This is a genomic window from Bacteroides sp. UBA939, from assembly GCF_002293435.1.
In the GTDB taxonomy this organism is placed as follows: domain Bacteria; phylum Bacteroidota; class Bacteroidia; order Bacteroidales; family Bacteroidaceae; genus Bacteroides.
Genome location: NZ_DBDF01000018.1, coordinates 1 through 12,868, shown reverse-complemented (window position 1 = coordinate 12,868; position 12,868 = coordinate 1). Strand labels below are relative to the sequence as shown.

Sequence of the window (12,868 nt, the reverse complement as noted above, 5' to 3'; positions counted from 1 at the left end):
CCCAGGAGGAGGAGAATAGAGATACTACCAGTAACATGATACTACCTAACATAATACTACCTAACATAATACTACCTAACATGATACTACCAGTAACATGCGAAACTTGAGTTATTTAAATTTAAAAATAGATTTCAAGTTGTGCCTCTTACTGACAACAGCCCGTGTTTCAGTTAAATCCGGCGCTCCTTGTATTTTACTGTATCCTTCAGAGATAATAACAACAAGCTTACAGTCTTCCATATCACTGTATCCTTGCGGGTTATACTCTATAATGAAATAGTTGTCATCTTTACGGTAAGCGATTGCTTTTCCTCCGCTTCCGCTTGTCGTTTCCTGCGTGACAATTTCATATCCCGCCTTATCCAACACGCTCTTTACGCTATCATAATCCTCATCGGTCTTATTCTTATAGCCAAGGCTTGCAAGTTTTGCATTTATGCCCTGATAATCAACCTTTATGAGGTAATCAATAGGTACCGGCATCTCAGGAATGCTGCTACTCATACCTACATCGCTCCAGCTGCCGACGTTCCGCATTTCAACCATCACTATAACAGCAGGAAGATACACCTTACCGGTAATACTTGCGTTAATCATCTCACCTGTGCCGGAGAACATTTGCCCGGTTCCGGTAACAGTTACGTCATACCCGCCTTTATCGGATGTTTCGAAGACGAAAGTCATATCTTCAAAAATCACTGCATTGTCATTTGAGTAATACACTGCTATTCCTGTATATTCTCCCGAACCGGAGAAGTTTTCTATGTTGGCTGAAAAACCTTCATATCCGAATATCATGGCATTATCCATAACGACGGCTTGAGATTCTTCCGAAATCCAGGGAAGTACGATTATGCTTCCATCCTCTGCCATAATGCTCAATGAACCTTCTTCAAAGTCTTCACATATTTCCAGTCCGGTGATTATCAAGTCTTCGCCCGTTAATTCAAGTTGACGGCTCATTTCCTCGCCTGTAGCTGTCCGAACCCAGAGTGTTGCTTTTCCGGAGTTGCCGGGAATACGAATCTCGAATTTACCGTCGCCTGTAGTCCATACAGGAGTGGTAGTTACTGTCTTACCATTCACTGTATATTCCGCCCAGACGTATGCTCCCACCAATTCGGAACAGGAATTGGTGATTTGCCCGCTAATGACGGGAACACATGGCAGTTCCAGATTGACATTCTCTACAGTTGTACCGCCTGCCCTGCCCTGAACGGAGACTCTGACTTCCGGAATATAAGAATTGTAATCCTCACTCTTCACGGTGACAGTTACGGGAGTATTTGCAGGAACATATACCTGATAATTTCCATCACTATTCGTCATGCCGCTGGTTTGGTCTACGGTTACCATCGTACGCGATACGGGACGTCCTTTACAGTCGGTCACTTTACCTTTGATGGTTACCCGTTCTTCGGCTACGTCGAGATTATGCCAGGAGAAGTGGTTAACGCTTCCTACATAGACATCCCTTTTCAGGGTAGCTATCCCCTCTTCCACCCATACGCCGGCTTCTTCGTTGAAGTACCACAACGGAATGGTAGGCGGCGGATTATCTTTCATGCTGTCGGGTATGGGGAATGTCATTTCAGACTTGCTGCCCTCCTTCAGTTGCAAGGAATTGCCGCTTGCATCGCTCAGGCTGACTTCTACCATGCCGTATGAAACCAATGTGGCGTCGCTTCTGTCCATACGTACGGCTGCCATATCACCACCGGGCATCATGGTAGTGAAGTTTTCATTGTCCGGCGAAAGGTAAAGCATATCGGCATTTACTGTTCCGGAGTAGTCTCTACCATCGGAAGTAACAAGAGCGGAAGCGGGTATGGCTACTTTCATTCCGTCAGCTATCAGCGTATTTTCCTGTGTTGAGTTAAACGAAGCGGAAGTAGTATTCGCAGCTCCGCCGCTTTTGCTTTGCATCACCACTTGCATGGAAAGATCTTCCTGAAATACTCCCGAACGGGTAATGGTGAAGTATCCGTTCTTCTCGAAAGTAAAGCGGAAACGTCCGTTTGCACTGACTATGCGTTCGAAAGAGAACACACCCTTGTCGTCGGTCACAGTCTGCGTCTCGCCGCTGGAGATGTTAACGCCCGACAATGGGTTGCCTTCCGTATCGGTCACTGTGCCTTTTACTTCGGCGTCTTTCATGGTGGCCGTTACGGTAATAACCGGTGGTTGAGGGTTGTCAGGGGTATCGGGATCTTTGGGTTCTTCCGGAAGTTCGGGTTCATCCGGAAGGTCATTGTTGTCATCGCCACAGCTTACCGTGGTAACCACAGAGGCTGATAAAAAAGCCATCAGTAATAAATACCAGAATTTTGTTCTCATAATACAGTTTTTAAGTTATGACAGATTCGTGAAGAAGGAGTCGCTGCCGCTTGCTGCTGCAAAACGGCAGCAACTCTTCGTTTGGGTTAGAGTGTTATACTAATGTTGATACATTCCTTCTAATATACCCTTTATAGCCCCGCGCGTACCACCATTAAAACCATCTGTCTCATAAGTAACCTTTTTACCACTACGATTTACATTGGTTTCTCCTTCATCACCTCTTCTATGAGATGTTTCTGATTCTCTTGCGGCATCTTCATGAGACCATGTTTCTTCAATCACACATTTGGTACATACAGCATCATCTCCACTACCATTGAAAGTCAGATTAAACACAATGTCAGCGCTATACGGCCCAGCCGACATTCTGTAACCGAACTTAGCCGAATTACCTTTATCTTCCCAACCGGTATAAGTGACTTCGCCATCCGTCGGTTCATCATCATCACCTCCACATCCCATAAGTAAAGGTACACTGCACATCATAAACAGTACAATGAGAAAATTCCATTTCAATAAGGTTCTCATAAATTTCATATTTAGAGAGTTTAGAAAACTTGTTTAGAACTTATAGGCTAAACCCAATGAGAACACCGGACGGTCGAGGTCGGTAACAATCTGATACTTGATTTCAAGGTTCAATGCTAACGTTTCAGATAATAAATATTCGGCGCCGGCGCCAACGTTGAAGCCGAACTTACTGTCAGATGCACTATACTCCCCTACTCCTACTTTCACGCCAACCAGGGCTACGCCTGCCAACGGATACAGGCGGAAGCTGTCACTCAACCCAAAGAGATAGTGCACATTGGCATTAGCATCCCACATACTGACATAATCCTTTTTCAGGAAATAAGTAGCACTCGGTTCGATACGCAAATTGTCGGTAATGTTGTACTGGAACTTGGCGCCAATACCAATATTGGTATAACCTGTTTTAGAACCGTAAGACAAGTTCAAACCCGCAGCCATTTCACCTTTTTCCTGCGCTAAAAGAAATGTAGTTGACAAAGCCATTACTACTAACACTACCATTCGTTTCATTAATCTTGTTTTCATACTATTAATTAATAAAAAATTATCCTACTCATATAGCTTTTCGGTTCCGCTTTTATTATAAACTTATTGTTCGTACTGTAGTAGTTAAAAGAGTTATCACTTCTTTAACTACTCTAACTGCTACATTATAAATAATGCAGATTAGAAACCGTTTTGATTTTTATCTATTTAAGAGAGAGTATCAGAGTTTTCCTTCTTCTTTCAAACAAAGCCATGACTATGCAAAGAACAAGAAAGAATAAGAAATTTAAGTTTCGCATGTTAACAATATAAACAACATGCGTAACTTGAATAAGAAACAATAAACGACGAATAAAAATCAAAACAGTTTCTTTAAAAAGAGGGAAACGTCTTTTATGCTCAGCTAATTCATAAAACGATGTCAATGGGACGTTTCCCTCTCGAAAAAGAGTGTTTTACCTTCACAGGTCTCCTCAGCTATGGTTAACCCATATCTATATTTGTTCTTACTGTTTCACAAATTCAACCCGGCGGTTCTTTGCACGACCTTCGTCTGTACCGTTATCGGCAAGTGGGGTTGTTTGTCCTTTGCCCACCGCCGCCAACCGGCCGGCAGAGATTCCCAGTTCTGTCAGTTTATCTACGATTGCCTTACTGCGCGCTTCGCTCAAGGCTTGATTACTTGTCGCATTACCCGTGCTGTCGGTATGTCCTTCCACAGAGAATTTCAGTTCGGGATTTTCATTCATCAGTAACACAATGCGATTGATTTCACCCATTGACTCGGGTTTGATGGTTGATTTACCTACATCGAACGTAATGCCGTAAGTAATGAATTTGCCATCACTCATCATGCGGTCGTACAAGGGAACCGCACCTTTGGCCATACGGATGTTACGGAGGAAATGTGAATCCGTTGAAAAGAATCGGAACCATCCCGCTTGTGCCACATTAGGAATATTCATTGCGCGAACCTGATCGAAATAGACCTTTAACGCACGTTTATTGAAGGAAATCGAAACGCGGTGCCATCCGATGGCAGAGAGGTCTACCTGACTACTTGAAGAACGTGAATCTCTGTTTATAGTTTCCCACGAGCCTTCTATCGTCCTTCTGGCATCAGCTTGAGAATATAATTCAATGTTAGATTTCCTATAACCATCTTCTCCCATAAGTTCTATCTTCCACCAGCCTTTGGAGTCTTTGCTTATATAGAAATCAAATTCTATCGTATAGCTTTCCGGTAGATAGTTTTTGGGGTTCTTCATTAGTGGAGCAATGGTGGTTTGCTTATCCATATAGATAACATTCTCGCCATTTATCTTTGAGATTTCGGCGTTGCCGCCAAGCAAATCCCATTGAGATGGAAATTCTCCATTCGCTTCGCCCACGAGGTTATCTTCAAACATTACTTCATCTCCGGCTACAAAGTCGAACTTATTCCAACTTATATCCGCTGTGGGAACAGGCGCTTCCGCTGTGGTTTTTGCCACAGTTTCTTCTTTCACTTCTTTCGCCTGCGTTTCCGGCTTATCTTTTTCTTTTCTTTCTTCCGCCGCATCATCTTTTCCTTTCACGGCATCTTCGGCACCTTCAAAAGCATCATCCACTGTCTTGTCCACAGCTTTATCCACTTTATCTTCCACTTTCTTTTTGGCACGCTCTTCGGCACGGTCAATTGCTTTCTGCCCTAACTTTTTCAACCATTGCGCCTGCACATCTGTAGTTCCTGCAACAAGCAACAATGCGACCAAGATTAATACTACTCTTTTCATGATACCACCCTTTTCTAATTAATATATTATTTTATACGCTTGAATATCTTTTCACATAACCACCGGAATGAACAATTCTTTCTCCTCTCATCGCGCAAAACCCTCTTTCTGTACTCTATTTCCAATTCCTCCGCAGCTTTTTCCACCCTCACAATTCTTTCATCAGGGCATTCGGTTTCATCTCGCGAAACGCATTCATCGATAATCTTTATTACTTGTTCATACGAGAGCAACGGCTTCTTGTTCTTATCTTCGTCCATAACTCCGGAAATGATTTAATGAAACATATATCTTTGTTGAGAGCAAAATTAGGTTAAAACCCATACTGAGCGTTTACACTATGTGCGCATATATTTGTAGTATATGCGCATTTTTACTTGGCAGGATTTGACTTATGTACGCATCAAAAGATGATATATGGTTGATTATCAGGAGTTAAAAAGTGCAAATCTTCTTTTTCTCTATTCGGCGTACACAGGGGGGGGGTACCATAAATATTGGGGGTGCGGACAATGCAAAGTGTCTGATTTTACCCACCACTTCTCCCATACAGTTCAAAACTCCAACTCAAAACACCTCCATAAAGTTGAAAATCGATTTTTATCTGCCATCTGCCACCTTTTTGCTTGTATCTATTTGATAATAAGCAAATTAAAGCGTTGCAGATACCCGTTGCAGATAGGTGGCAGATAAAGTATCTGCCACACATCTGCAACAGGCATAATCTTGCATCATCCCCCTTCTCCGCATTAGCGCCTGTCATTTGCCGAATCGCTTTACGCTCCATACCGGAATAGGTTCTGTGGATAGTTCCACAGTGAGAAACATTTTGTTTCAACAGGCTGAAACTCTTTGTTTCAACAGGCTGAAACTCTTTGTTCCAACGGACTGAAACTCTTTGTTCCAACGGACTGAAACTCTTTGTTCCAATGTGAAATACACTTTGTTTCAATACGATGGAACAAAGTGTATTTCACATTGGAACAAAGAGTTTCAATACGGTGAAACAAAATGTATTTCATGGCGAAACAAAATGTTCCAGGCTTTGGAACTAAGCGTATCCCCCTTATCGGAGCACTTTATCTCCGGCTACTGCATGGATAATGCAGGTTAAAGGAATTAGAGGAATTAAAGAAGTTATCAGCCAACAAGTTGGCTTAGTAGTTAAAGCCATTGCAAGCGAAATAAGAAGTTGTTGGGGTTACTGCCGTTTCTTACGGTACTGCGATGGTGTCATCTGGAATGTCTGTTTAAAGATGCGTGAGAAATAAGACATCTCCGGGAAACCGCACTTCAAAGCAATGTCTCCCACCGGAGTATCTGTTGAAGCAAGCATTCGTTTGGCTTTATCCAAGCGCATCTGAAGAATATATCCGGAACTGTTGAAACCCGTAATCGCCTTGATTTTACGGTTCAGTTGCGAGAGACTCATACACATTTTACCTGCTACCATTTCCGAATTTAAGCTATGGTTACTCATCATCGAATAAATCACATCATTCAAGTGCGTCAGGAAACTCTGGTCGGCAGGACTCAATTCAACGCTCAGTTCCTTTCCCTCGTGCAGGGCATTGGAATACTTTTCACGCAACATGCGCCGCTGTTCCAGCAACCGGACAATCCGTATGTTCAATTCATCAGCATTGAAGGGCTTTTCCAGGTAGGCATCGGCGCCTACATCCAATCCCTGTATCCTATTGTCTTCGCCACACTTGGCAGTGATAATAATAATAGGTATATGATTCAGAATTTCTGAAGCGCGCACTTCGCGGCACAGTTCGTAACCGTTCATTTCCGGCATCATCAAATCGGTAATAATCAGGTCGGGCACATACTCTTGCGCCTTTTCCAAACCTTCTTCACCGTCGCGGGCATATAACAAGGTATAGTTGTCTTTCAATAATCCACCTATATAATAAGAGATGTCCGGATTATCTTCTATAATCAAAATGGAGGGTAACGCAACTTCTTCCGTTGCGGGTGTAGCATCCGCAAGTATCTTTTCATCTTCTACCGGAATAGAAGTGTCCCGACGGTCATCCGGCTTCTCGCCGGAGAAGTTCGCCCATATAGTTTCTCCGTGTTTCAATGGTATTGTGATAGTGAATTCCGCGCCTTTTCCTTTGCCACTCTCTACGCTGATTTCTCCATTCATGCATACCACCATCTGCCTTACCAGAGCCAACCCGATACCCGTGCCGATATCCGCCTTACTATTTTCTCCCTGATAGAACGTTTCGAAGATATGTGACAGGTCTTCTTCGCTGATGCCGCAACCGGTATCGGATATCCGGACAGCAAGTTTGTCATTCTTCCTCTCCATCGCCACTGTTACCGAACCATCTTTGGGAGTAAACTTAAAGGCATTGGATAATAGATTACGGATGATTTTCCGGAAGTATTCAGGCACAAAATCCATTATAATCACCGTTTCCGAAGGAATGAAAAGAAGTTCTATACGTCTTTGGCGGGCATAGACTTGATAGTTCTCCATAATCATGCGAGTGTAGTTTACTATATCTCCCGAACGCCATTCGGGTTCGCCGACTTCGGACTTTACTTTTGATACTTCCAGCAATTGGTTCACCAAGTCCAGCAGGTTGCGCCCTTGCCTGACTATGGTAGACAGTGTGGTTTCCGTCTCTTTATTCTGAGAGTTGTTTTTCTGCAATTGTTCCGATAGTCCCAGTATTACTGTCAGGGGCGTACGGAATTCATGTGTAACGTTCGTGAAGAAATTGCTTCGCATCTTCTCCATGCGGTGCAGCATCTGCTGACTACGCGACTTCATGCGCAGGGCATACCACAAAAAGACTATGGCTATCACTGTGATGAATAGGATAATGAAACTGCCTACCAGAAAGATGTTTTTGGTACGTTGCTCCATCCTGTATTTTTCGCGTATTAATGAGAGTTCCTGGAAACTCCTCCCCTTTTCATAGTTGACACGAAGATTCTGAACGTGATTTATATTAGCTTCATTTTTCACACTGTCGGCATAAGCGCGGCTTTGTGTATAACTGTCGAGTGCACGATGGTAGTCCTTTTGTATTTCATAGCAGAGATAGTCCAACCGGTAGGCTTCGCTCAAATGTTCCCAGGAGTTCATGGCTTCGGCAGTATTCTTGGCACGTTCCAGATATATCCTCGCTACAGTAATATCCCCCTTGGATATATTAACTCGCGCCAATGCCAGACAGGCTTCCAGCCAATGCCAGCGGTCACTGTTTGCCTCCATCAAATCATAAGCGTTGCGGTATTCACGCAAAGCATCTTCCCATTTTCCGTCTTTCTCAAAGAGACGGCCGAAATGGTTATAACAAAGAGAAATACCCAAGATTGAATTTGCCGCACGATTATATTCCATAGAATGGCGGTAGTAAACCAATGCGGAATCATTCATTCCCCGGGCTTCAAATATAGCGCCCAGATTGGCATAGTTGATTGCTTGTCCCAGGTTACTGTTCAACTCACGTTCTCCTGCCAATGCAATACGGAAAACACTGTCGGCGGCATCGCGGTTATCCAACGTCAAATGTATATTGCCGATGCTGTTCAGTGAAACAACACGGTTCTTCTTGGCGGCATAACTGCTTTTGTCTCTGTATTGTTCGCAAAGCAACAATGCTTCATAATGGTAATTGGACGCTTCATCCATAATGCCCATTCGCCGGAAACTTGTACCGATGTTGTTCAGCGCCTGCACAGCTTCGAGCGTATCGCCCAATTGCAGAGAAATCTGCAATCCTTCCCGGTGAATCTCAATCGCTTCACTGAAACGCGATTCTTCCCGGTAGCGTTTGCCAAGTTCCTTTCGGACAAGCATCATGCCAAGGGAGTCTTCCGCTTCCGTATAGCGTTGAAGCCATATTGTTAGTGAGTCTATGGAAGGATTGGCTTTTACAATGCTATCAACAACAGACCGGTTTTCGGGAGAGTATCTTTTCGGTGAATTCTGCTGGCAAGAATACAGGAATATCCCTAAGAAGAGAAGAATACAGAGCGCTTTAGTTCGTGGAACGTAGTCTTTCAATAAGCATATATATTTTATATATAGAAAGAAAACGAGAACGGGGTGACTTATTTCTTTAATAAACATCATATTTATCTCTGTCTATTTCTGGGAATAAAAGCTCAATATTTTATTTAATGGGTGTGTTATCAGATAATAACTTTGCAAAAATAACAATAAAATTAGAATTTCTCGCAAAAACGATTTATATTTGTCTTATATACAGATTGGGGCTTAAGTACCCTATCACATTTATACTAAATGACAGTTTAAACGAGGTATTTACACACAATAAATTTAGTAAAATAAAAAAGAGAGTATGAAAAAGAGTAGTTTAAGCAGGGTTGCAACTGTAATGATTTGCAGTGCATTTCTTTTCAATTCATGTATTGGTTCTTTCGGGTTGCATAGCAAGCTGGTAAATTGGAATCAAAGTATCGGTGATAAGTTTGTAAACGAACTTGTTTATGTAGCTTGCACCATTATTCAAGTATACACAGTCTGCTATCTGGCAGATGCATTAGTCATCAACTCCATCGAATTCTGGAGTGGAACCAATCCTATGGCGAATATAGGTGACGTAAAGAAAGTAAAAGGTAAGGATGGAAATTATCTTGTGAAAACATTAGAGAACGGTTATTCTATTACAAAAGAAGGAGAAACCACTTCTATGGAACTTGTTTACGATAAAGAACTGAATACATGGAACGTAGTAGCAGAAGGCGTTAGCACGGAACTGTTACAAATGAATAATGACGGCACTGCAAACATGTACTTACCCAATGGTGAAGCAATGACCGTAACGTTGGATGCACAAGGTATATCTGCCGCCCGTCAGGCAACGATGATTAATACGTATTACGCTGCGCGATAAGCAAAGTATTCATCAGAACGGGTAACCCACCGCAAAATGGAAAGCGAAATCGCGACTGAATCTGGGCTTAAACAACGGATAACGTCCCTTTCCGCTTTCCGGATTGACGGCTTTCATACCGCCATCAAAACGAAGTACAAAGAAATCTAAATCCAGCCGTAGTCCTAACCCATAGGCTACGGCTATCTGTTTATAGAACTTATCTAATTGGAATTTACCGCCCGGCTGATCTTCATATTCGCGAAGCGTCCAGATATTTCCTGCATCAATGAACAATGCGCCTTTAAATTTCCAGAACAAACGGGTACGGTATTCAATACTGGCATCCAGCTTGATATCACCCGATTGATTCAGGAAATTACCGTCACCCGCAAAAGCTCCCGGACCAAGACTCCGCACCGACCAACCTCTTACACTGTTTGCACCACCCGAAAAATAACGTTTCTCGAAAGGGACAACCCTGGCATTACCATAAGGGATAGCAACTCCTCCCCCAATATGGAATGCAATGGAGTTACGATAATCTATTACGATATTCTTGGCGAAATCAAGGTCGGCTTTGATGTATTGGGCATACGGGATATTCAAGATTGTATATTCGTTATCATCATTCTTTTCCATATTGCTAATCTTGGAAAAGAGATACAAAAGATTTCCGGCAGACTCAAGATTAAAATGAATGCTATAAGAATTTCCTATCAACGCATTGTTCATTAATGCCTGTCCCGCACTATTATATATATAGCTATAACCTGTACGGACAATCAGACGGTCTTCATAATTGTACCTTAATATATAATTATTCTGATTATTCAAATATTTATCTTCAAACTCTTCATTTATCCAAGGCATGTACAGATAGTTAACATCCAACAAATCAATGCGATGCTGCGAACGCTGACGTTGCAATCCCCATTTATAACTCCATGAAGCGGAAGCTACGATACGCGTGAATTCCGGTCGCATCTGATAGTTATATTGCAACCCGAATTCCGTAGTCGCCCGTATCCTACGCCTGAAGTCGTTCGATAAAAACGGGAACATGAAACGAGGGAAGTTAATACTTGTCTCTACTCCCAATTCCGTGTAATTGTCATTTTTATATCCCATGCCCAATCCGGAGACTGCTTCGTAAGCTCCACGAACTTTTATTAAGAATGTTTCGGAGCCTCTGAATACATTGCGGTTTTGGAATGAGACGGATGCGGCAGCCCCAAGGTCGCCGGCAGAGTTAGTACCTTCTAACTCAAAAGAAACGGATTGGTGTTTGCTCTTTGTTAGCATCACGTATGCATTCAGCTTTGCACTGTCTGCCGTTTGCGTTTCAAAAAAGCGGATATTGGTATATTTCAATGCCGGCAAACGTCCGAAGTTGGAGTAGGTGCGTTGTACATCCTGAGCATTATAAAGACTTCCCGGAGTAAGGCGCAGATTGTCCGTTAATACTTTAGGACGTAAATACAATCTGTCTTTATAATAAATGGGGAAACCTTTGTAGTGTATAGAATCGTTCACCTCTATACTGCTGAGGGCGGAAGATTGCAGTACATTATAGTCCATAATAAAATCCACCTTATTGAGCGTATATTGGGGATGATTCTGTAATTTATCATCCGTACGCTGCCTGTATTTTGCCAGATGCAAAGTCAAATCTACCTGATAGGTGCCTCTTACCGTATCTGCCGTATATGACAGGTAGTCCTTGTTGAATTTATAATATCCATTCCGAAGCAGTCTATTGGTGATACGCTGGCGTTCACTATCCAATATATTTACGTCCAGATACATACCTTCGGATAAAAGGGTTGATGCGGAATCGCTCCGCAAATACTCTTCTATTTTTTCGTCTTGAATATCATATTTCAAACTGCGGACTATGTATGGCTGCCCTATAGTAACCTGATAATCCAGTTTGAGTTTTTTCTTCTTAATTTTAGAAACATACTCTACAGTAGCGCTCATATACCCCATATTCTGCACTGCTTTAGTTATTTCTTCCCGGGAACGTTCCGTATCTTCTTCACTGTAAATTACAGGGGCATCTCCCAATCTGCGTAAAGCTCGATTTACCCAACGAGTAGAGTCACGTCCCGACCAGTTGTAAATGTACAACTGTGTCTTCACCAGACTAAACCACTTGGAATTGGGATTTTGACGAACATATATAGACAAATTAGAAGGCTTTACATCTTTATTATCCGTATGTATGCGCACTTCATCCAACAAATACGAACCGTTGGGCACATATTTGGTGGCGGAACAGGAAGCCAATGCAAGCATGGCAATAGTAAATATTGCATAATAAAAACCTTTCTTCATACCGGATTTTGTAAATAGCGCATAATAGTCTACAAATATAAATCTATTTTTTCTTTCCCGAAATAAGAAACCGTCTTGATTTTCTAAGAGTCTGATTTTATTTTATACTTCTCCTGATTTCATGCACCGGATTTTTAGGTTCTTCGTCATACTAATTGTTGATTCACTAAGATTTAGTTCTTCGTTCGCCAAGAACTAATATTTGTTTTGCATAAATCTTTTCGTTCGACGGTTGTCGAATTTGCGTTCGACAGCCGTCGAATAATTATTCGACATATATCGCATAATCATTCGACAGCCGTCGAACGAAAAGATTTATGCAATCACAGAGATAGATCTATTATAAACAGTCGCTAAATAACAGGCTAAACAGAATCAGTTCATAGCGATACCTGCAGAAATAAACCTTTTGACACAGTTGCCCTGATTTTAGTTCTAACCTGCATTATTCATGCTGTAAGATAAATGACAATTTATTAGTGATTAATGCATGTGATTAGTGGGAGTAACTTGCTTCTCCTCCTC

General features: G+C 42.2%; 9 protein-coding genes. 1 reads left to right on the top strand and 8 read right to left on the bottom strand.

What is annotated here, in order from left to right; all coding sequences use genetic code 11:
* Positions 1–111 precede the first annotated feature (111 nt).
* The 7 genes from B2Z67_RS01315 to B2Z67_RS01285 form a co-directional block, all read right to left on the bottom strand.
* A complete protein-coding gene (locus B2Z67_RS01315; RefSeq protein ID WP_291528012.1) occupies positions 112–2,340 on the bottom strand; it encodes a carboxypeptidase-like regulatory domain-containing protein in 2,229 nt (742 codons plus the stop codon).
* Between the two features lie 99 nt (positions 2,341–2,439).
* The gene (locus B2Z67_RS01310; protein ID WP_291528011.1) at positions 2,440–2,871 is read right to left on the bottom strand and encodes a hypothetical protein; all 432 of its coding nucleotides are present in this window, start codon (positions 2,869–2,871) and stop codon (positions 2,440–2,442) included.
* Between the two features lie 33 nt (positions 2,872–2,904).
* A complete protein-coding gene (locus B2Z67_RS01305; RefSeq protein WP_291528010.1) occupies positions 2,905–3,402 on the bottom strand; it encodes a porin family protein in 498 nt (165 codons plus the stop codon).
* A gap of 467 nt (positions 3,403–3,869) precedes the next feature.
* Positions 3,870–5,138, bottom strand: coding sequence for an OmpA family protein (locus B2Z67_RS01300; protein WP_291528009.1), 1,269 nt, complete (start codon positions 5,136–5,138; stop codon positions 3,870–3,872).
* Between the two features lie 26 nt (positions 5,139–5,164).
* Entirely contained in the window at positions 5,165–5,398 is a 234-nt protein-coding gene (locus B2Z67_RS01295; RefSeq protein ID WP_291528008.1) for a hypothetical protein, read from the bottom strand.
* A gap of 269 nt (positions 5,399–5,667) precedes the next feature.
* A complete protein-coding gene (locus B2Z67_RS01290; RefSeq protein WP_291528007.1) occupies positions 5,668–6,045 on the bottom strand; it encodes a hypothetical protein in 378 nt (125 codons plus the stop codon).
* A 294-nt stretch (positions 6,046–6,339) separates the two neighbouring features.
* Positions 6,340–9,171, bottom strand: a complete 2,832-nt coding sequence (locus tag B2Z67_RS01285) for an ATP-binding protein (RefSeq protein WP_291528006.1) — start codon at positions 9,169–9,171, stop codon at positions 6,340–6,342.
* Between the two features lie 298 nt (positions 9,172–9,469).
* Here B2Z67_RS01285 and B2Z67_RS01280 point away from each other — a divergent pair, with 298 nt between their 5' ends.
* Entirely contained in the window at positions 9,470–10,024 is a 555-nt protein-coding gene (locus B2Z67_RS01280; RefSeq protein WP_291528005.1) for a DUF3332 domain-containing protein, read from the top strand.
* A 12-nt stretch (positions 10,025–10,036) separates the two neighbouring features.
* Here B2Z67_RS01280 and B2Z67_RS01275 read toward each other — a convergent pair whose 3' ends face one another.
* Positions 10,037–12,343: a BamA/TamA family outer membrane protein gene (locus B2Z67_RS01275; RefSeq protein WP_291528004.1), complete on the bottom strand. Its 2,307-nt coding sequence runs from the start codon at positions 12,341–12,343 to the stop codon at positions 10,037–10,039.
* Positions 12,344–12,868: the final 525 nt, after the last annotated feature.